The organism is Candidatus Solirubrobacter pratensis (genome assembly GCF_000425945.1).
GTDB lineage: Bacteria > Actinomycetota > Thermoleophilia > Solirubrobacterales > Solirubrobacteraceae > Solirubrobacter > Solirubrobacter pratensis.
Genome location: NZ_AUEK01000009.1, coordinates 399,845 through 421,140 on the forward strand (window position 1 = coordinate 399,845; position 21,296 = coordinate 421,140).

A 21,296-nucleotide genomic window follows, 5' to 3' on the forward strand; every position below is an offset into this window, starting at 1 on the left:
CGCCTACGGCTGGGCGGCCGCCGTCGCGGCCGCCCACAGGCGCCCGCCGAGCTCCTCGGCCGCGCCGGCGGGCAGCACGAGCTGCGCGCCCGCCGTGATCAGCTCCTCCGGGGAGGCGTCCTCCTCGCGCTCGCCGGCCAGGGCGACGCGGCGCACGCCGGCCAGCCGCTCGTCGGCGGCCAGGCGCCGGAGGAGCGAGGTCGCCGGCATGTCGCCGGTCGCGGTGCCGACGACGACGGCCTCGGGCCGCAGCTCGACGGCCAGCCGCAGCGCCTCCAGCGCGTCCTCGGCCACGCACGTGACGGCGCCGTCGCCGATCCCGGCGAGGATCGCGTCGGCGCGCCCCGGTACCCGCTCGACGATCACGACGGTCGGGATCCGCGGCTTGGAGCGCTCGGCGGCGAGCTCGGCCTCCAGGTGCGAGCGAACGTACTCGGCGCGCTGCGCCGCGGCCGCCTGCTGGGAGAGCGTCGCGGTGACGCGCGGGCCGTCCGGCGGCAGCAGCGGCAGCCGCACCGTGAACAGCGCCCCACCCTCCGGCGCCGCGCCGAGCGAGACCTCGCCGCCGTGCAGCTCCACGAACTCACGCACGATCGCCAGTCCCAGGCCGGCACCGGCACCCGTCGAGCGCCCGTCGCCGTCGAGGCCTGAGCGGAAGCGCCCGAACACGCGGTCGCGGTGCTCGTCCGGGACGCCGGGTCCCGAGTCGGCGACCTCGAGCGTCGCGCTGCCGCCGGCCTCTGCGAGCGAGCAGCGGACCCGGCCGTGCGGCGGCGCGTGGCGGATGGCGTTGGCCAGCAAATTGGAGACGATGCGGCTGACGCGCTCGACGTCGAAGCGGGCGGCCAGCGGGTCCGGCACCTCCACGGCGAGCGAGATGCCCCGCGCGGCCGCAAGCGGCTCGAAGCTCTCCGCGACGGTCCGGACCGCGCGCCCGAGGTCGGCGTCGACGAGCGCGAGGCGCGCCTCACCGTGATCGGACTTGACCTGCTCGAGCATGTCGTTGATCTGCTCGAGCGCGCCGAGCGCCGCGACGCGGATGTTGACGACCTGCGCGCGCACCTCCTCCTCGGTCTCCGTGCGCAGCAGCTGCTCGGCTCGCGTGATGACGACGTGCAGCGGCGCGCGCAGGTCGTGCGAGAGCTCGCCGAGCAGCCGCTCGCGGTAATCGTGCACGCGCGCGAGCCGCTCCGTGAGCGCCGACAGCTCGGCGTTCTGTCGCGCGAGGCGCTGCTCGACGCGCTTGCGGTCGGTGACCGAGCGGCCCTCGGCGGCGATGAACACGACCTGTCCGTCGCGTCCGCGCAGCGGCCGCAGCAGCAGGTCCAGCGTGCCCAGCTCGCGCCCGGCGCCGGTGATCCGCACGTCCACGTCGAACCGCGCGAAGCGGCCGGCGGCCGCGGACCGGACGGCGCGCTCGACCAGCTGCACGGTCTCGGCGCCCGCGTCCGTCCACCAGGCGGTCTTCCACAGCGGCAGCCCGATGACCTCCGCACGATCCACCCCGCCCGCGATCAACGCGGCGGGGTTGACGTCCAGGATGTGGCCGCCGGCGTCCAGGAGGGCGTTGAAGCTCGATGACTTCGCGTGCGCGACCTGCGCCATCAGCTGGCGCGTCATGAGGTCCTCCTGCGGCGCGCTCACCGCTGCGATCCGCTCCCGGAGCATCTCGACGGAGTCGAGCGAGGCGCGCCAATGATCCAATCGTTCGTGCGAGGTCATCCGTGAGATGACGAATCTACGCGAAGACGGAGCGACGGCGCGACCAAAAGCTGACGCGGAAGGACGGATGGACGAGGCTGGGCGAGCGGCGAGTCCGGCCCTGGCCCAAAGATCAGGGCTGTTCGCGCGGGGCCGTTCACGCCCTTAACGTCTCGGCACCCCCATGGTTGCCGCCCCGCTTTTCGGTCTATCGACGATGACCCCGGCGCGCGAGGCGCCGCGTGTCCACGCGCTGCAGATCGCCGTCTCGCGCTCCGCCGCGGTCCGGCTCGCGCCGGTCGCCCTGGCCCTGCAGGCGCCGCAGCTCTTCCTCGACCCGTCCGGCCGGCTCGATGCGGCGCCTCGGGGCATGCCGCGCACCGGCGGCTCCTGGATGCCGGCGGCGGGAGTCGCGCGCGCGGTCGAGTCAGCGCTCGAACAGTGCCGGCCAAGCGTCGTCCTGATCGCGGGCGACGGCGACGCGGCTCTCGCCGCCGCGCTGACCGCCGCCCGGCACGACGTGCCGATCGCACGCGTGGGTGCGGGTCTGCGGTGCGACGACCGCGGCGTCGCCTCGGAGATCAACCGCATGGTGCTCGACGAGCTTGCGACCCGCTACTACGTCGACGGCGAGGAGGCGGCGGAGCGGCTTCGTGCCGAGGGAGCCCCGGACGGGGCGATCGTCCCGGCCGGCAGCACGGTGCCCGCCGTGACGGCGCGCTGGCTTCCCCGCGCGCGCGAGCGCGCGACATGGACGCGGCTCGGGCTGCGCGAGGGCGACTACGTCGTGGCGATGCTGCACAAGGCCGAGAACGCCGGCCACGACGTCCGCGTCGCCCGGATCGCCGAGGCCCTGAGCACGCTGGCCCGACGGATGCGGCTCGTGCTCGTCCTGCATCCCGCCATCCGCGCCGTGATGAAGCCGATGGGGGACATCGCGCGCCTACGCTCCGTCGGGGCGATCGTCACCGGGCCGCTCGAGTACCTCGACTGGCTCTCGCTGGAGGCGGGCGCCGGCGCCGTGCTCACGGACTCGGCGGGCGTCCAGGAGGAGACGACGGCGCTTGGCGTGCCGTGCTTCACGCTCGCGCACTCGACCGAGCGGACGCTGACGCTCACGCACGGCACCAACGTGCTCCTCGGTGAGGACCCGGAGGCGATCGCCGAGGTCGGCACCGGCTCCTACGCGGACGTCATCGAGCCCATCCCGATGTGGGACGCCGGGGCCGGCCGCCGGATCGCCGCCGATCTCGCCGAAGCGCCGTGGGCCCCGACGTGACGCCGCCGCGGATGAGCATCGTCCCCGCGGGTCCGGCGGACGCCGAGGCGCCGCGCACCAGGTGGCAGCGCAGCGCGATCGCGCACGGCGACGGAGGGACGATCGCCCACGTGAGCGGCTCAGCCGAGGACGCGCCGCGCATCGCGCCGATGATCTGGGCGCTCGCGGACACCGGCGCGTTCGCCCAGGTCGTGCTCGCCGCCGACGCCGCCGGGACCAGGGACGCGCTGGCCGAGCTCGACGCCCAGACGCCGTTGCGGGAGGTCCGCGGCACGGTCGAAGCGATGCGCGAGGAGATCCGGCGCATCCGCCCGGTCGCGATCGTCACCCACGCCGACGACACCGCCGGACTGGGCGCCGCGCTCGCGGCGGCCCGGCTCGGCGTGGCCGTCGTGCGCATCGGCGCCCGCCCCGCCGGCGCCGAGGGGCGCGTGATCGCCCGTCTCGCCGACCTGCTGCTGTTGAGGGGCGAAGATGACGCGGACCCGCGCTTCGGTCCTGAGCGGACGCACATCGTCGGCAATCCGCTCATCGACGCGGTGCGACGCGCCCCGCGAGGCTCCGCGCGGCTCGCCGGCGTGCAGCGCGGCGAGTACGTCCTTGCGCTGCTCACGGGCGGCGCAGCGCTCACGCAGCTCGCCGCGCCGCTGGCGCGGCTCGCCGCCAAGACGCCCCTGGTCATCGCGGCAGCTCCGGGGATCCGCGTCCCCGGTGCTCGCAGCGTCCCGCGGCCGGGCTTCGCCGAGCGGCTTGCGCTCGCGCGCGGCGCCGGCGCCGTCGTGACGGACTCCGCGCGTGTACAGGAGGAGGCCGCGGTGCTCGGCGTGCGCTGCTACGCGCTGGCCGGCTCGGGCTCTCGCGTCCGGGTGGATGCCGGCGGTACGACGATCCCGGTCGGCGACGAGCGGGCGCTGCTCGCGATCAGGCCCGAGCGCAACGCGCCGACCCCGTGCGCCATCCCGTTGTGGGACGGCCGGGCCGGCGCGCGCGCCGCCGACGTGCTGGTCGCGAACTTCGCCCGCGTGCGATTCGGCTAGGCCGCGACCAGGAGGTCGTTCATGTGGGCGTACCGGCTCGCCTCGGTGCGGTTGGCGACGCCGAGCTTGCGGTACGTGTTCGAGAGGTGGAACTTGACCGTCTGCTCGGTCACCCACAGCTCGCGCGCGATGCGGCCGTTGGTAAGGCCTTGCGCGACCAGGCGCAGGATCTCGAGCTCGCGGTCGGTCAGCGGGCACTCGCTGCGCGACATCACGGTCGCCGCACGACGCGGCATGTGCACGACGGTGTCGCGGGAGATCTCGCGCAGGAGCGTCGCGAGGCTCACCGGATGAACCGACTTCGCGATCACGGCATCCGCGCCGGCGTCGAACACGGACGCGAGCGACTGGTCGTCCATGCGCATGGTCAGGAACACGCGCTTGGCGCTGGGCACCAGCGACACAAGCTCCGTCAGGCGCGCGATGGCCTGCTCGGGCTCCTGCGTGTCGTCGATCACGACGACGTCGGGCAGGAGATCCGCCGCCCTGGCGTTGATCGGAACCGATCCGTCGAGGAACCCGATCACCTGGAACCCGGCGGTCTGCCGCAGGGCCAGCCGAATGCTCTGTGCCGCGAACGAGTTGTCCGCCACGATCATCAGACGCTTCACTTCCGCCACCTCCGTGGGCTTCCGTCCATTGCGTCCAGGTTCGCGCCTGGACGATCGGGGGGGAAGGTGATCTTCAACTGACCCGATCGGCGGGTTCGTGCCCGGCTCAGGCAGGCGTCGGCGACTCGACCACCCCGCGAGGGGCAGGAAACTCACCCACCCCGCAGGCGCGGTCGTACGCGGCCAGCAGGTGGTCGACCGAGTGCTGCCACGCGAGCTGCTCCTCGACCCGCCGGCGCCCCAGGGCGCCCATCCGCTCGCGCTGCGCGGGGTCGCTCAGCAGCGTCTCGATCCGGTCGGCGAAGCCGGCGACGTCGCCCGGCTCCGCGTACAGCGCGGCCTCGCCGGCCGACACGCGCGACTCGCGCAGGTCGTAGGACACTAGCGGGCGCCCCATGGCCATGTACTCGGGGATCTTGATCATCGTCGACACGTCGTTGAGCGGGCTCGGGGGATCCGGCGCCAGGCACACGTCGGCGGTCGACAGGATCGTCCGGATGTCGTCGTCGTAGCGCCAGCCGGCGAACTCGACGTTGCCGGCGATGTCGAGCTCGGCGGCAAGCGCGCGCATCTCCTCGAGCATGTCGCCCTCGCCGATGAAGACGGCGTGCCAGTCGTCGCGCCGGGCGCGCAGGGCGCCGAGAGCGCGCAACGCGTGGTCGAGCCCGTCCTGCGGGCCCATGATCCCGAGGTAGGCGATCAAGTGCTTGCGGCCGCGCTTCCACGTGGCGTCCGGCGCGGCGGGACGAAAGCGCTCGAGATCAGGGCCGTTGCGGACGACGAATACGTCGTCCGGCCGCATGCGTCCGCGCTCGAGCGCGATCCTGCGGTACGAGTCGTTGGTGCAGACGACGACGTCGGCGGCGCGGAAGGCGATGCGCTCCAGCGCCACGGCCACGCGCTGCAGCGGGCCGCCGCCGAACTTGGCCGTGTAGAGCTCCGGGACCAGGTCGTGGTGGTCGAACACGAAGCGGGCGCCCTTGCGGCGCAGGCTGCGCGCCGCCAGCAGCAGGAAGTCCGGCGGGTTGCACGCGTGCACGACGTCGAACGAGCGCGTGCGCGCAAGCTTGCGCGCGAGCCGGCGGATCCGCCACATCGCCTGGCCGTACTCGCGCACGTACCCGAGTGGGCCGCCGGCCGCCGGCTCGAGCGGATACCGATGGATGTCGATGTCCTCGAGCCGCTCGAACGGCGCGGTGTGGCGGTCACGCCCCTGGGCACAGATGACGCTGACCTCCCAGCCCGCGGCCGTGAGCGCCCGTGCCTCGTTCCACACGCGCCGGTCAGACGGGACCGGCGCGTTCTCGCTGATGATCAGGGCGCGGCCGCGCATCGTCAGGCCGTGCCGCCGTCGGGCGCGAAGGAGCCGGACCTCGCAACGATCTCGCCGCCGCGCGCCAGCACGACCGGCTCGCCGGCGCCCGACAGGGACACCTGCGCCGCCTCGAGCACCCGGACGACCTCGAGTCCGAGCTCCGCGTGCGAGCGCGGACGCGCGCCGGTGAGGATCGAGTTCGCGAAGTCGCCCAGCTCGAGGCTCAGCGGCTCGGCCGCGTCGATGCGCGGCGCGACGATGTCGCCCGACCGGTACGTCAGCCGGTGCTCGCCGTAGTTGGACGGCGCGCCGATCTCGAGGTCCAGGCCGCGGTCGTAGATGCGGACGGCCCCATCGGGGATCGTGTCGTCGTACTGCACCATCTTGCGCGAGCCGACGACGATCATCTGGCGCACCTTGCGCGGCGCGAGCCAGGAGACCTGGACGTTGGCGGAAGGCCCGTCCTCGAAGCGCAGCGTCAGGAACGCCGTCTCCGGGACCTCCGGGTTGAACACGGTGCAACCCGCGGCGCTCACGCTCGCCACGCGGCGATCGAGCCAATAGAGCAGGATCGAGAGGTCGTGCGGCGCCAGGTCGCGAACCACGCCGTCGGCTTGGTAGATCCCGAGGTTCATGCGCGAGGAGGTGACGAAGTAGACCTCACCGAGCTCGCCGGACTCGATCAGTGCATGGATCTTGTTGACCGGCGGGCTGTAGAGGAACGTATGCCCGGGCATGAGCACGAGCTCCTTGCGCTGCGCGAGGTCGACGAGCGCCTCCGCGTGGGCGACGGTGGTCGCCAGCGGCTTTTCGACCAGCACGTGCTTGCCGGCCTCGAGCGCCTTGCGCGCCAGCTCATAGTGGGTACGCGGCGGCGTCGCGATGCAGACGGCGTCGACCCGTGCGTCGGCGAGCAGCTCGTCGAAGTCGGGCCAGGTCTCGATGCCGGGATGCCGGCTGCGGAACCGCTGGGCCTGGGTTTGGTCGCGCTCGCACAGGGCGATCAGCTCCAGCTCCGGCCGCTCGATCACGTTGCGGACGATGTTCGGGCCCCAGTAGCCGTAGCCGACGACGACCACGCCCAGCGGCGCGCGGGCTCTCACGCCGCACCCCGGGCGAAGAGCACGACGGGAACGGTGCGGGCGATGATCCGCACGTTCACCCACAGCGAGCGGTTCTCGGCGTACTCGACGTCCAAGCGGATCATCTCCTCCAATGTCAGTTGCGAACGGCCGCTCACCTGCCACAGACCCGTGAGGCCCGGCTTGACGGCGAAACGGGCGAACCAGTGCGAGGGGTAGTGCTCCACCTCATACGGGATCGGGGGGCGCGGGCCGACGAGCGACATGTCGCCGCGCAGCACGTTCCACAGCTGCGGCAGCTCATCGAGGCTCGAGCGCCGCAGGAAGCGGCCCACGCGCGTGACGCGGGAGTCGCTGGCGATCTTGAAGAACGGCTTCTCGACCGTGTCGTCGCCTTCGCCGCGGGTGATCAGCTTCAGGACGAAGTTGCGGTGCGTCTCGTGGTCGGCGTCGGCCCGCATCGTGCGGAACTTGTTCACCGTGAACGGCCGCAGGTCGCGACCGACGCGCCGCTGCCGGAAGATCACCCAGCCGCGCGAGTCGAGCCGGATGACCAGCGCGATCGCGATCAGCACGGGGCAGAGCAGGAGCAGGAGCGCGGCGGCGAGCCCGATGTCGAGCGCCCTGCAGCTGATGATCGTCCAGCGCGACTCCCGGCTGACCGGGATCGTCGCCTCCGCGGTCATGACACCTGCCACGTCCATGCTTGCGGCTCCCATGCTTCCTTAGGCGGCGCGGGCCATCATGTGCAGGCCGAGCCGCTCGATGACGTAGTCCTGCGCGTCGTCGCCGAGACCCGGGAAGAGCGGCAGCAGGATGGAATCGCGCGCTGCCGCCTCCGTGTGCGGCAGCAGCAGGTCCGTGCCCGCGTACGCCGGCTCGTGGTGGATCGCCATGACGCCGCGGCGCGTCGCCACGCCGTCGTGGAGCAGCCGGCGCATCAGCTCGGTCCGGTCGATCGGCGCCGAAGGCGAGACGCGCACCGCGTAGGACTGCCACGTGCGGACGGCGTAGCCCGGTTCGTACGGCGGCTCGAGGAGCGGGATCGATGCCAGCGCCGCCGTGTAGCGATCCGCCTGGCGCTTGCGCTCGGCGACGATCTCGTCCAGCGCTTGGAGCTGGCACAGCCCGAGCGCCGCCTGCATGTCGGTCATGCGGGTGTTCCAGCCGCGCTCCGGGTAGCTCTCGAAGAGGATGTCCTTCGCGTTGTGGCGCGCGAGGTCGGAGAGATCCATCGCGTGCTGGCGCAGCTTGCGCAGGCGGTCGGCGAGCGCGCCGTCGTTGGTGGTGATCATGCCGCCCTCGCCGCTGGTGATGACCTTGCGGGGGTGCAGCGAGAAGCACGCGGGCGACTCGAGCGAGCCGATCGGCCGGCCCTTGTAGGTCGCGCCGATGGCGCATGCCGCGTCCTCGATGATCTTCACCCCGTGGCGCTCGCCGATGGCGAAGAAGCCGTCCATGTCGGCCGGGAGGCCGATCTGGTGCACGGGCATGATCGCCTTGGTGCGCGGCGTGATCGCGCGCTCGGCGGCGACGGGATCGAGGTTGTACGTCAGCGGCTCGACGTCGGCGAAGACCGGCGTCGCGCCGCAGTGCCAGACGGCGTTGGCGGTCGCGATGAACGAGAGCGACGGGACGATGACCTCGTCGCCCGGCCCGACCCCCGACGCGTACAGCGCGAGGTGCAGGGCGGTCGTGCAGTTCGTCGTGGCGATGGCGTGCTCGGCGCCGACCCGCGCCGCGAACGCGTTCTCGAACGCCTGGACGCGCGGGCCCTGCGAGACCCAGCCGGAGGCGATGACCTCCGCGAGCGCCTCGGCCTCGCCGCCGAAGAACTTCGGCTTGGCGAACGGGACCTGCATCAGGACGCCTTCGCGAGCGGCTCGAAGCGGCCGCCCGCGCGGTTTGCGGACCACCACTCGACCAGTTGGGCGAGGCCCGACTCGAGGTCGGTCTCGGCGACGAAGCCGAGGTCCTCGCGCGCCGCCGTCGTGTCGGCGAGCCGGCGCGTGACGCCGTTGACGGCGCGCTCCGGGCCGAACTCGACCGAGAGGTCGGAGCCCATGACGCGCAGCAGGGCGTTGGCCAGCTCGAGCAGGCTCGTCTCCGTGCCGCTGGCGACGTTGTAGACGCGGTCGGTCACGTCGCTCGTCGCGGCCAGGATGTTCGCGCGGGCGATGTCCGTCGTGAAGACGAAGTCCATCGTCTGCGCGCCGTCCCCGAAGATCAGCGGCGGCTGGCCGGCGGCGATCCGCTCCATCCAGCGCACGAGCACCTCGGTGTAGACCCCGTGGATGTCCATGCGCGGGCCGTAGACGTTGAAGTAGCGCAGGGCGACGTAGTCGAGCCCGGCCATCGCGTGGAACGAGCGCAGCAGGCCCTCGTTGAAGGTCTTCGCGGCGCCGTACAGCGTGTCGTTCGCGTACGGGTGGTTGCGCTCGGTCGTGGGGAAGGACTCCGCGAGGCCGTAGATCGAGGCCGACGAGGCGGCGACGAGCTTGCGGACGCCGGCCTGCGCGGCAGCCTCCACGACGTTGAAGGTGCCGTCGACCAGCACCTCGACGGCGAGCCGCGGCTCCTCCGCGCACTGCGTGATCCGCAGCGCGGCCTGGTGGAAGACGACGCTGACGCCGTCGACGAGCTCGCGGACGAGCTCGCGGTCGCAGATGTCCCCCTCGACGAGGGTGACGTTCCCGTTGTCCTGCGCCCACGCGAGGTTGTCGCGGCGGCCGCGGACGAAGTTGTCCAGCACCACCACCTCGCCGGCGCCGGCCTCCACGAGCTGGTCGGCGATGTTGGATCCGATGGTCCCAGCGCCACCGGTGACGAGGATGCGCTCGCCTCGGATCATGTTCGATTCAACTCCCATCGGGTTCTTGACCACGCTCAGACAACGTGGCGTGGTGGACGGATCTTCCGTCGCGTCGACGCCGATCATGCGGCCTGCTCCGCCGGCGGCGCCAGTGCCAGGACTCCCAGCCCGTACCCCTCCTCGGGGTCCAGGATCAGGGCGGCGGCCTCCGCGCGTGAGCGCGTCTCGAGCTTGGCGAAGGCGGAGGAGAGGTGGGTCTTGACCGTCGACTCGGCGACGAACAGGCGATCGGCGATCTGCCGGTTCGTACAGCCGCTGACGACCAGCGCGAGGATCTCCTTCTCGCGATGCGAGAGCGCGCGCGGCGCAAGCAGCCGCGTCAGTGCGGGAGGGACCGCCAGCTGGCCCGCCGCGATCGCGCGGGCCGTAGGCACCAGCGCGCCGGGGACCCGGTCGTCGATGACGATCCCGGACGCGCCGGCATGCAGCGCCCTGCGCAACTGGGCGCGCGTCGTCCCGGCAGGGGGGACGGCGACGATCGGCATGCCGGGGAATGCGGCCGCGGCGGCGGCGATCGCGTCCACGACATCCTCGCGGGAGACGACCTCCACCACGAACCCGGCATCCGTCAGCAACCGCTCGGCGTGGTCCTGCAGCCGCCGGTCGGCACCGATCGCCACGGCGATCGGCGGCGCGTCATGCGCTGTTTGTGGGGCGCTCACGATCGAGTAACGAACTCATCAAGGCGTTGCTTCCGCGCGGTGACCACAAGTCCCCGCAGGGACGCATCCACCGTTTTTCATCCTCCGGTCGCCGGCCCGCCGCGGTTGCAGCGGGGTCGTACGTCCGTTGGTGGGCATGGAGATTGCGAAGGCCTTGATCCTCACGGGTCGCGTCGGCGAGGACCGCCCTTGGCCGACTGCGCCTGCGGGGCCGAAGCACCTCTTCCCCGTCGCGAACCGCCCGATCCTCTTCCACAACCTCGAAGCTCTGCGCGCGGCGGGCGTGCTCGAGGCCGTGATGCTCGTCGAGCCCGAGTCCGGCGCGGCGATCGAGCGCGCCGTCGGCGACGGGCGGGACCTTGGCCTGAGCATCCGCTACGAGACGTGGCGCGCCACGGACGGCCTGGGCGGCGCGCTGTCCGTCGGGCGCGACTTCCTCGACGGCGAGCCGGTCCTCGTGCAGCACGGAGACGCGCTGCTGCGCGAACGGATGCACGCGCACATCGCTGCGTTCGCGCGCGAGGAGCTCGACACGCTCGCGCTGCGGCTCGCCCGCGACGGCGAGCGGCTGACGCGCACGCCCGCGCCGGGATACCTGCTCAGCCCGCGCGCCATCTCGATCCTGCTCGACGGCGGCGACACGTCCGCGAACCCCGTCGCGGACGTGCGCGCCCATGGTGGACGCGTGCGCATCCAGCGCGTCGACGGCTGCCTACCCTGCCACGGCGATCAGGAGTCGCTGCTCGAGAGCAACCGGCGGATGCTCGAGGGCATCGAGTCCTCGTACGACCCCGCGTCCCTGGAGGACTGCACCGTGCAGGGACCGGTGATCGTCCACAAGACGGCGCGCGTGCGCCGCAGCCTGCTCCGGGGCCCGGCGATCATCGGCCCGGGCGCCGAGATCACGGACGCCTATGTCGGGCCGTCCACATCGATCGGCGCGGGGGTGGTGATCGAGGGCTCGCAGGTCGAGTACTCGATCGTCCTGCCCGGCGCCGAGCTGCGTTACCTGGGGACCCGTCTCGAATCCAGCGTCATCGGCCGCGGGGCGCGCATCGTCCGCGGCTTCGGGGCGCCCGGCGGAATCCGAATATCGGTCGGCGAAGGTGCCGAGGTGGTGTTGAGTTGAACTCGCGCGAATTTGGCGGCGGTCATTCCGTTGTCACTGTGATGACCGTCAATCGCCCGCCGTCGCTGACCCGGCTCTTCCTTATCTTCGCGGGCGCGTTGGTGGCGCTGGCCGGGGCGCCGGCGACCTCGCACGCCGCCGTGTGCACACCGCCCGTCACGAACCAGGTCGCGTGTGAGAACTCGCAGACCGGCGCCGAGCCCAGCACCTGGCAGGTCGATGGCGCCGGGGACCCGAACATCCAGGGCTTCGCCACGCAGATGAGCGTGAACAAAGGCGACACGATCTCGTTCAAGATCAAGTCGACCACGCAGGCGATCCACATCGACATCCTGCGACTGGGCTGGTACGACGGCAAGGGCGCCCGGCTGATGCAGGAAGGCCTCGCGCCTACGGGCACGGTCACCAACCAGCCGCAGTGCCAGAACGACGCGAACTCGGCCGCGCCCACGGGCCTCATCGATTGCGGCAACTGGTCGGTCTCGCGCACGTGGACGGTGCCCAGCACCGCCGTGTCGGGCGTCTACATCGCCCACCTCGTCCGCAACGACGACGATGGCTCCGGCGACACGCGCGGCAGCCAGATCGTCTTCGTCGTGCGCGATGACTCGAGCCACTCCGACATCGTCCTGCAGACCGCCGACGCGACCTGGCAGGCCTACAACTCCTACGGCGGCAACAGCCTCTACACCTGCACCGTCGGCTGCCCGGACGGCAACCCCGCCGCGTACAAGGCGGCGTACAAGGTCTCCTACAACCGTCCGTTCAACACCGCCGAGGACGACAACGGCCGCTCGTGGCTGTTCTCCGGCGCCGAGTACCCGATGATCAGGTTCCTCGAGCGCAACGGCTACAACCTCAGCTACGTCAGCAGCCTCGACGTCGCGAATCGCGCACCGCTGCTGAAGAACCACAAGCTGTTCATCTCCAGCGGCCACGACGAATACTGGTCCGCGAGCCAGCGCGCCGGCATGGAGCAGGCGCGCGACGCCGGCGTGAACCTCGCGTACTTCACCGGCAACGAGGGGTTCTGGAAGACCCGCTGGGAGCCCAGCATGTCGGGCACGCCGGATCGCACGCTCGTCTCCTACAAGGACACCCACTTCGCGAGCCAGCAGGATCCGGTCACATTCACCGGCACGTGGCGCGACCCGCGCTTCACGACCGCGTCGGTCAACACGCCCGAGAACGCGCTGACCGGGCAGAGCTTCCTCGTCAACTCGGGCAGCGCCGCCATGACGGTGCCGCAGAAGTACGGCGCAATGCGCATGTGGCGGAACACCGACGCCGCGAGCCTGGCGTCGGGCTCGGTCCTCACGCTTGCCCCGAACACCGTCGGCTACGAGTGGGATCAGGACGTCGACAACGGCTACCGGCCGAACGGGCTGTTTGAGCTCTCATCGACGACTGTCGGCGGCCTCGAGGTGTTCACCGACTACGGCAGCCACACGACGACCAACGCAACCGCGACGCACCACATGTCGATGTACAAGGCCGCGAGCGGCGCCAAGGTCTTCGCGACCGGCACGGTCCAGTGGGGCTGGGGCCTCGACGACTGGAACCCGGACTCCCATCCCGCCGACGACAACATGCAGCAGGCGACCGTCAACGTCCTCGCGGACCTCGGTGCCCAGCCGGCCACGCGCATGCCGACGCTCCTCGCGGCGTCCGCCTCCACCGACACGACGGCACCGACGACGACGATCCACTCGCTGCCCTCCAGCGTCGCGGACGGCACCGAGCTGACGATCTCCGGTACCGCCTCCGACAGCGGTGGAGTCGTCGCCGGCGTCGAGGTCTCCACCGACGGCGGAGCCACGTGGCATCCCGCGACCGGCACGACGAGCTGGTCGTACTCGTGGTTCGCGCACGGCAACCCGTCCACGACGATCAAGGCGCGCGCCGTCGACGACAGCGCCAACCTGCAGACGCCCGGCGCCGGCGTCTCGATCGATGTCACGTGCCCGTGCTCGATCTGGGGCACCAACACGAACCCCGGGTCGGTGGACTCGAGCGACCCGACTCCGGGCGAGGTCGGCGTGAAGTTCACGTCGGACGGCTTCGGCACCATCAGCGGCATCCGCTTCTACAAGGTGGGCGCCAACACCGGCACCCACACAGGCAGCCTGTGGACCGCGGACGGGCAGCGTCTGGCACAGGCCACCTTCGAGAGCGAGACGACGTCCGGATGGCAGACGGCCACCTTCTCGACGCCGGTCCAGGTTCAGCCGAACACGACCTACGTCGCCTCCTACCACGCGCCCAACGGGCACTACGCGGCGAGCGCCGACTACTTCTGGCGCGCGCCGGCGCCCGGCCCCAACGGCGGGGCGGTCATCGACGGCGACCCGCTGCATCCGCTGGTCAACGGCGGCTCGACGGCGAACGGCGTCTACGCCTACGGCGCGTCGAGCACGTTCCCCGTCAATACGTTCGGCGCGGCCAACTACTGGGTCGACGTGCTGTTCAACCCGATCCCCGCGCCGGGGACGGTGACCGGCGTGAGCGCCGCCCCAGGGGGCAAGACGTCGGCCAACGTGACGTGGACCGCGCCGTCCACCGGCGGCGTCCCGACCTCGTACAAGATCACGCCGTACATCGGCTCGACCGCGCAGGCGCCGACGACGGTCAGCGGCACGCCGCTCGACACGATGGCGACGATCGCCGGCCTGACGACCGGGACCACCTACACGTTCAAGGTCCAGGCGATCAACCCGAGCGGAAGCGGGCCCGTCTCGCCGGCGTCGAACGCCGTGACACCGCTCGTCGCGGTCGCGCCGTCCGCGCCCAAGCACGTGACGGCGATCCCCGGCTCCACGTCGGCCTCGGTGAGCTGGGAGGCCCCGGACGCCTCCGGCGACAGCCCGATCACCGGCTACACCGTCACACCGTACGCCGGGTCGACCGCCCAGACGCCGGTGCAGGTGGACGCCTCGTCGCTCACCAAGGTCATCACCGGTCTGACGGACGGCACGAGCTACACGTTCGAGGTGACGGCGACCAACGCTCCGGGCACGGGTCCGGCATCGGCGGCGTCCGCCGCCGTGACCCCGCGCGAGACGCTGTTCGACTTCCAGACCCCGGGCATCGTCGACTCCCAGGACGCGACACCGGTCGAGCTCGGCGTGAAGTTCAAGCCCGACGCCAACGGCACGATCACCGGCGTCCGGTTCTACAAGGCGGCCGCCAACACGGGAGCGCACGTCGGCAGCCTTTGGACGGCGTCCGGCACCCGGATGGCCCAGGCGACGTTCAGCAACGAGACGGCCTCCGGCTGGCAGACCGTGACGTTCGCGACGCCCCAGGCCGTGACGGCCGGCACCACGTACGTCGCGTCGTACTACGCGCCGGTGGGCCGCTATTCGGTCACTGCCGGCGCCTTCTCGTCGCCGGTGGACAACGGGCCGCTGCACGCCCTCACCGACGGCGCCGGCGGCAACGGCGTCTTCGCCTACAGCACCACGAGCACGTTCCCGGCGAACTCCTACGGCGCGAGCAACTACTGGGTGGACGTCCTGTTCGTGATCCCCGCGCCCGGCACCGTCACCGCGGTGTCGGCGACCGAGGGCGGCCGCACGTCGGCTCGCGTCTCGTGGACGGCGCCCGCGAGCGGCGGCAGCGCGAGCTCGTACAAGATCACGCCCTACATCGGCAGCACGGCGCAGACGCCGGCGACCGTTTCCGCCACGAGCACCGCGGCGACCGTCTCGGGCCTCACCAACGGCGTCACGTACACGTTCACGGTCACGGCGGTGAATGCGAGCGGCCCCGGCACCGCCTCGGCGCAGTCGAACTCCGTCACGCCGCTGGATCCGATCCCGCCGGCGGCGCCCGGGGACGTCCTGGCGCGGCCGGCGTCGGACTCGGCGCTGGTGAGCTGGTCGAAGCCCAGCAGCGACGGCGACGCCGCGATCACCCGGTACACGGTGACCCCGTACGAGGGCGCCGCCGCACAGACGCCGGTCGAGGTCTCGGGCAGCTCCACGAGCACGACGATCACCGGGCTGACCAACGGCGCCGGGTACACGTTCAAGGTCTCCGCGACCAACGACGCCGGCACCGGCAGTACGTCGGCGGCCTCGAACTCGGTGACACCGCAGGCGACGATCCTCGACTTCGACACACCGACGACGGTCGACTCGGGCGACTCCACGCCCGTAGAGCTCGGCGTGAAGTTCCGCTCGGACTTCGACGGCACGGTCACCGGCATCCGCTTCTACAAGGCGGCGGGAAACACCGGCACGCACATCGGCTCGCTGTGGACGGCGGCCGGCTCGCGCATCACACAGGCGACGTTCACCGGCGAGTCGGCATCCGGATGGCAGACGGTCCAGTTCTCCAGTCCGGTCACGATCACGCCGAACACCACGTACGTCGCGTCGTACTTCGCGCCCAACGGCCACTACTCGGTGAGCAGCGGCGGATTCGCGACCGTCGTGGACAACCCGCCGCTGCACGCGCTGGCCGACGGCGTGAGCTCCAACGGCGTGTTCGCCTACACCGCGGCGAGCGCGTTCCCGAGCGGCTCGTTCAACGCCGGCAACTACGCGGTCGACGTCCTCTTCCAGCCCGCACCGACGCCGGGGCAGGTCACCGGCGTCTCAGCGACGGCCGGTCAGGGCTCCGCGCACGTCGGATGGACGGCGCCCTCGAGCGGCGGGCCCGTGACCTCGTACACGATCACGCCGTACATCGGGTCGACCGCGCAGGACGCGACCACGATCAACGGCACGCCGCCGGCCACGTCGGTGACGATTCCCGGCCTCACGAGCGGGACGCCCTACACGTTCGTCGTGCGGGCGTCGAACCCGTCCGGGTCCGGGCCGGCGTCGGCTGCCTCGAGTGCGGTCACGCCCACCGCGGCGGTCGCGCCCGGCGCGCCGACCGGCGTGACCGCGTCGGCCGACACGAAGTCGGCGACCGTCTCCTGGACCGCGCCCGCGAACGATGGCGGGAGCCCGATCACCGGCTACACGGTCACCCCATATGCGGGCGCGACAGCCGGCACGCCTGTGCAGGCGGGAGCGTCGGCGACGAGCGCGCGGATCACCGGCCTTGCGAACGGGACGAGCTACACGTTCAAGGTCACGGCCTCCAATGCCGCGGGCGCGGGCGCGGAGTCCGCGGCGTCGGCGGCGGTCGCCCCGCTCTATTCGCTGCTGGACCTCGGCACTCCGGCGGTCACCGATGCCGGCGACGGCTCCTCGGTGGTGCTGGGCGTCAAGTTCACCGCCGACTCCGACGGCACGATCGCCGGGGTGCGCTTCTATAAGGCCGCCGGCAACACGGGAACCCACGTCGGCACGGTGTACACGGCCGCCGGGCAGGTGGTCGCGCAGGCGACGTTCACGAACGAGACGGCCTCCGGCTGGCAGACGGTGAAGTTCGCCAGTCCCGCGGCGATCACCGCGGGAACGACGTACATCGCCGCCTACCTGGCCCCGAACGGTCACTACTCGGTCACGAGCGCGGCCTTCGGGTCGGGCCCGATCGACAACGGGCCGCTGCACGCGCTGGCCGACTCGACCAGCCAGAACGGTGTCTACGCCTATAGCTCCGCGCCGACGCCGCCGTCCAACTCCTACAACGCGACCAACTACTGGGTGGACGTGCTGTTCGCCGCTGCGGGGGTGTAGCGATGCCGCTCCGACGCTCATGTCTCACACTGCTGCTGCTGGCCGGCATCGCCGGTTGCGGCGGCGCCTCGCACCCGGTCGCGCAGCCGGGGACGAAGGGCAACCCGTCGGTCGGAAAGCTCACCGCGCCGACCGACACAGGCCGCTCCAACGAGGCCGCCGCACCCGCGACGGCCCCGGCTGGAGCTGCCGGCGCCGGCGCCTCCGAGCGCTCGCAGCGGCCGTGCAGCCTTGTGACACGCTCCCAGGCCGCCGCGATCGTCGGCACGGCGCTCGCGAAGCCCGTCACGGCACCGAAGGGCCCGACGTGCATCTACCGCGCGGCGCGCGACAAGCGCTTGTTCAGCCTGGCCGTGCCGGTGCTCAGGTTCGACGACCGCTTCCGGCGTCAGCTCGGCCGGCCGCAGCGGTTGAAGGTGTCCAACCGCCCGGCCTACTGCGCGACCAGCTCCCAGCCGACGCTCTACATCCCGCTGGACGGCGGGCGCGTGCTGATCGTCACCGCACCGTGCGTCAAGGCACAGAAGCTCGCGGCCGTCGCGCTGCGTACGTTCACAGCCTGATCCGTCCGGGCGATTGCAGAAGAAGCAACGCTGAAGGAGCGTTGATCGGGCATGAGGGCTGATCTTCTCCTCGCCGACGGCGAGACCAGTGCGACGCCGCAGGCTCCGCCGGCAGCTCGCAGCTTGCGCTCCGGCTTCTTGCGCTCAAGCGAACGATTCCCCGATCGTCCGGCGCTGGAGGTGGACGGCGACTCGCTGACCTACTCCGAGCTGCGCGGGCGCGCGGCGGCGATCGCGGCGACGCTGCAGCGCCGGGCGCTGGAGGGCGGCCCTGCCCTCACCGCGGTGTTCGCCGCGCGCACGTCGACGGCGTTCGCCGGCGTGCTCGGCGTCCTGCTGCGCGGCCACGGCTACGTGCCGCTGAACCCCAAGTTCCCCGCCGCCCGCAACCGGAGCATGCTCGAGCGCGCCGGCTGCACGTCGATCGTCGTCGACGCCGAGCGTGCGAGCGCGCTGGAGGAGCTGCTCGACGGCGTCGAGCGCCCGCTGGTGATCGTCGCCCCCGATCTGGACGACGTGAGCGAGCTGGCGGCGAAGCTGCCGCTGCACACGCTGCTCGGGGCCGCCGACGTGGAGCCCGAGAGCGCCTGGGTCGAGACCCCCGTCGATCCCGACGGCATCGGCTACCTGCTGTTCACGTCGGGCAGCACCGGCCAGCCGAAGGGCGTCATGGTCGCGCACCGCAACGTCGTGGCCTTCGTCGACGTGATGACCGAGCGGTACGGGATCGACGAGACCGACCGGCTCTCGCAGACGTTCGACCTGACCTTCGACCTCTCCGCCTTCGACATGTTCGTGGCCTGGGACCGCGGGGCGTGCCTGTGCTGCCCGCCCGAGGCGGCGCTCATGTCGCCGGGCCAGTTCATCCGCGACGCCGAGCTGAGCGTCTGGTTCTCGGTGCCCTCGACCGGCGTCTTCATGCGCCGCCTCGGCGCGCTGAAGCCGGACTCGTTCCCGTCGCTGCGCTGGAGCCTGTTCTGCGGCGAGCCGCTGCCCGCCGAGGTCGCCAAGGCCTGGGCGCTTGCGGCGCCGGCGTCGCAGGTCGAGAACCTCTACGGCCCGACCGAGCTCACGATCGCGTGCATGCTCTACCGCTGGGACTCGGAGCGCTCGCCGCAGGAGTGCGAGCACGGCGTCGTCGCGATCGGCTCCGCCTACCCCGGGATGCGGACGCTCGTCGTGGACGAGGCGCTTCGCGAGGTGCAGCCCGGCGAGTCGGGCGAGCTGCTGCTGACCGGGCCTCAGGTGACGCTCGGGTACTGGAAGGATCCGGAGCGCACGGCCGCGGCGTTCGTCGTGCCGCCGGGCGAGAAGGTCACCTTCTATCGCACCGGCGACCGCGTGCGCCGGCCCGTCGACGAGCAGCCCATGACCTACCTCGGCCGCGTCGACCACCAGATCAAGATCCTCGGCCACCGCGTCGAGCTGGGCGAGGTCGAGGCCGCGCTGCGCGACGAGTCCGGCGTGGACGCGATCGTGGCGGTCGGCTGGCCGAAGACGGAGAGCGGCGCCAACGGGATCGTCGCGTTCATCGGCGATCTGGAGGTCGACGCGACGGCCCTGCTCGAATCGGTGCGGTCGCGTCTGCCCGCCTACATGGTGCCGCGCAGGGTCCACCGCCTGGCGGAGCTGCCCCTCAACGCCAACGGGAAGTTCGACCGCCGGGCGCTGCTCGAGCGACTGGAGAGTGGCAATGCCGCCAACGACTGAGACCGTTCGCGCGCTGATCATCGCCGAGTGCTCTGAGGCGCTCGGCGATCTCGGCCTCGACGGCGACGCGCTCGACGACGGGTTCGACCTGCGGATGAACGGGGTCATCGACTCCCTGGGGTTTCTGGAGCTCAAGGTCGCGCTCGAGCAGGACCTCGGCTTCGAGCTCGACCTGAGCGACCTCCCGGCCGACCAGTTGACCGTGCTCGGCGCGCTCGCGCGGGCGATCGCACAACAGATCGCCCTACACGCGCCGTCCACCGAGGCGCAGGCGTGAGGAACGAGCGGTTCTTCCAGGGCGCGCTGCGGCGCGTCCTGCAGCTGATCGCGCTCTACGGCCCAGGCGCCGACACGCTGCGGGTGCGGCTGCACCGCTGGCGCGGCGTCGAGATCGGCGACGGCACGTTCATCGGGACCGACGTCCTGATCGAGACCGCGCATCCGCAGCTCGTCAGCATCGGCACCGGCGTCGACATCGGCGCCCGGACGACGATCATCGCCCACCAGCAGGGCGAAGCCGTGACCGACGAGCGGACCGTCCGCATCGGCAACGACGTGTTCATCGGCCCGTCGAGCACGCTGCTCCCGCACGTGACGATCGGCGACGGCGCGGTGGTCGTGGCCGGCAGCGTCGTCACGAAGTCGGTTCCGCCCGCGATGATGGTCCAGGGCAACCCTGCCGCCCCCGTCGCGCGCTGCGGCGTCCCGCTCGGTCGCAGCACGCCGATGCGCGAGTTCTACCGGGGCCTCACGCCGCTCAAGCGCCGCTGAGCAGCGCGTCCCTTCATCAGCTCCCGCCCCTCCGGAGCCGGATTCCCACGCCCCCGGCGATTTATCGCTAGGGTTGCGCCGGTCAGGACGCAGACATGGCGCGTTGGTCAGCGCGCCTGGGTACAGGGAACACTCCAGAGGGGGGACTGCACGTGCTGTCTTTCGCGACGCGTGCGCGACGTTGGTCGTCGGGCGCGCTCGTTGGTCTTGTCGTGGCGGTAGGGGCGACGGCGTCTGCTCGTGCTGCTGATCTTCATGCGACGCCGTCGTCGTTTGCGAGTGTGTTCGGTTCGGCGTCGACGGGTGATCGGGTGTTGTTGGCTGCTGGGTCGTATGGGACGTTTCGGGGGGCGTTGAAGTCAGGGAATGTGACGGTGATGCCGGAGCCGGGCGCGGTGGCGTCGATGGCGTTGAGTTTTAATCCGGCGTCGAATATCACGATTGATGGGTTGAAGATAACCGGGTCTGAGATGAGTGATGCTCGGACGAAGAACATCACGGTCCGGAACAGTTCGTTTGATAATGCGCAGGCGGTGTTTCGGACGGGGTATCTGCAGAACGCGAATATCGTGTTTGATCACAATACGCATATCGGGTGGAATGCGTGTTCGTCGTGTGGGGAGGGGCGGGTGTGGTTTCCGGAGCGGACGGCGCAGCCGGCGGGGATCACGATTCAGAACAGTTTGTTCTCGGGTGGGAATTCGGATGGGATTCAGAATGGTGGTAACGGGGTTCAGATTCTGAATAACACGTTCATGGATATGCATCAGACGGATGGGGCGTCGGGGGGGCATGTCGATGGGATTCAGTTGTATGGGTCGAAGAACACGGTGATTCGCGGGAATTTCTTTTATAACGTGCCGGATTCGGTGGCGGCGTGGGATGGTTCTGATCATGAGATGATCGAGGACAACGTTGTGGTCACGGA

General features: G+C 71.3%; 17 protein-coding genes. 9 read left to right on the plus strand and 8 right to left on the minus strand.

What is annotated here, in order from left to right; all coding sequences use genetic code 11:
- Positions 1-3 precede the first annotated feature (3 nt).
- Positions 4-1,644, minus strand: a complete 1,641-nt coding sequence (locus H958_RS0115365; protein ID WP_196807362.1) for a hybrid sensor histidine kinase/response regulator — start codon at positions 1,642-1,644, stop codon at positions 4-6.
- Between the two features lie 274 nt (positions 1,645-1,918).
- Between H958_RS0115365 and H958_RS0115370 the strand changes: the two genes are divergently transcribed.
- Together H958_RS0115370 and H958_RS0115375 are read left to right on the plus strand one after the other, a co-directional pair.
- The gene (locus tag H958_RS0115370) at positions 1,919-2,980 is read left to right on the plus strand and encodes a UDP-N-acetylglucosamine 2-epimerase (RefSeq protein ID WP_028059325.1); all 1,062 of its coding nucleotides are present in this window, start codon (positions 1,919-1,921) and stop codon (positions 2,978-2,980) included.
- Positions 2,981-2,991: 11 nt separating this feature from the next.
- Positions 2,992-4,017 (plus strand): UDP-N-acetylglucosamine 2-epimerase, encoded by a 1,026-nt coding sequence (locus H958_RS0115375; protein ID WP_156028003.1) that lies wholly within the window; start codon positions 2,992-2,994, stop codon positions 4,015-4,017.
- Here H958_RS0115375 and H958_RS0115380 read toward each other — a convergent pair.
- The 7 genes from H958_RS0115380 to H958_RS37605 form a co-directional block, all read right to left on the minus strand.
- A complete protein-coding gene (locus H958_RS0115380) occupies positions 4,014-4,628 on the minus strand; it encodes a response regulator transcription factor (RefSeq protein ID WP_037410168.1) in 615 nt (204 codons plus the stop codon). The genes H958_RS0115375 and H958_RS0115380 overlap by 4 nt on opposite strands.
- A 106-nt stretch (positions 4,629-4,734) precedes the next feature.
- Entirely contained in the window at positions 4,735-5,961 is a 1,227-nt protein-coding gene (locus tag H958_RS0115385) for a glycosyltransferase family 4 protein (RefSeq protein ID WP_028059328.1), read from the minus strand.
- A 2-nt stretch (positions 5,962-5,963) separates the two neighbouring features.
- Positions 5,964-7,046, minus strand: coding sequence for a Gfo/Idh/MocA family protein (locus tag H958_RS37595; RefSeq protein WP_051324294.1), 1,083 nt, complete (start codon positions 7,044-7,046; stop codon positions 5,964-5,966).
- Positions 7,043-7,744, minus strand: coding sequence for a sugar transferase (locus H958_RS37600; RefSeq protein ID WP_081685915.1), 702 nt, complete (start codon positions 7,742-7,744; stop codon positions 7,043-7,045). Before H958_RS37600 ends, H958_RS37595 begins: the two co-directional genes overlap by 4 nt.
- A 6-nt stretch (positions 7,745-7,750) precedes the next feature.
- On the minus strand, positions 7,751-8,887 hold the full coding sequence (locus H958_RS0115400) for a DegT/DnrJ/EryC1/StrS family aminotransferase (RefSeq protein WP_028059329.1): 1,137 nt from the start codon (positions 8,885-8,887) through the stop codon (positions 7,751-7,753).
- A complete protein-coding gene (locus tag H958_RS0115405) occupies positions 8,887-9,876 on the minus strand; it encodes an SDR family NAD(P)-dependent oxidoreductase (protein WP_196807363.1) in 990 nt (329 codons plus the stop codon). The genes H958_RS0115400 and H958_RS0115405 overlap by 1 nt, the downstream gene beginning before the upstream one ends.
- An 83-nt stretch (positions 9,877-9,959) precedes the next feature.
- The gene (locus H958_RS37605) at positions 9,960-10,559 is read right to left on the minus strand and encodes a helix-turn-helix transcriptional regulator (RefSeq protein WP_156028004.1); all 600 of its coding nucleotides are present in this window, start codon (positions 10,557-10,559) and stop codon (positions 9,960-9,962) included.
- A 136-nt stretch (positions 10,560-10,695) separates the two neighbouring features.
- On the opposite strand from H958_RS37605, the gene H958_RS43420 reads away from it, so the two are divergent.
- The 7 genes from H958_RS43420 to H958_RS46320 form a co-directional block, all read left to right on the plus strand.
- Complete coding sequence (locus H958_RS43420; RefSeq protein ID WP_028059331.1) at positions 10,696-11,688, plus strand: sugar phosphate nucleotidyltransferase; 993 nt, start codon at positions 10,696-10,698, stop codon at positions 11,686-11,688.
- Positions 11,689-11,729: 41 nt separating this feature from the next.
- Positions 11,730-17,324 carry a DUF4082 domain-containing protein gene (locus H958_RS37610; protein WP_051324296.1) on the plus strand — a complete coding sequence of 1,865 codons (5,595 nt, stop codon included), beginning with the start codon at positions 11,730-11,732 and terminating at the stop codon, positions 17,322-17,324.
- Positions 17,325-17,326: 2 nt separating this feature from the next.
- Positions 17,327-17,887 (plus strand): DUF3558 family protein, encoded by a 561-nt coding sequence (locus H958_RS0115425; RefSeq protein ID WP_028059332.1) that lies wholly within the window; start codon positions 17,327-17,329, stop codon positions 17,885-17,887.
- A gap of 51 nt (positions 17,888-17,938) precedes the next feature.
- Positions 17,939-19,597, plus strand: a complete 1,659-nt coding sequence (locus H958_RS0115430) for an amino acid adenylation domain-containing protein (protein WP_081685916.1) — start codon at positions 17,939-17,941, stop codon at positions 19,595-19,597.
- On the plus strand, positions 19,581-19,874 hold the full coding sequence (locus H958_RS0115435) for an acyl carrier protein (RefSeq protein ID WP_028059334.1): 294 nt from the start codon (positions 19,581-19,583) through the stop codon (positions 19,872-19,874). The genes H958_RS0115430 and H958_RS0115435 overlap by 17 nt, the downstream gene beginning before the upstream one ends.
- A complete protein-coding gene (locus H958_RS37615; protein ID WP_156028005.1) occupies positions 19,871-20,368 on the plus strand; it encodes an acyltransferase in 498 nt (165 codons plus the stop codon). The genes H958_RS0115435 and H958_RS37615 overlap by 4 nt, the downstream gene beginning before the upstream one ends.
- 152 nt (positions 20,369-20,520) lie before the next feature.
- Positions 20,521-21,296, plus strand: a 776-nt coding sequence (locus tag H958_RS46320) for a NosD domain-containing protein (protein WP_196807364.1), incomplete at its 3' end; no start/stop codon positions are given.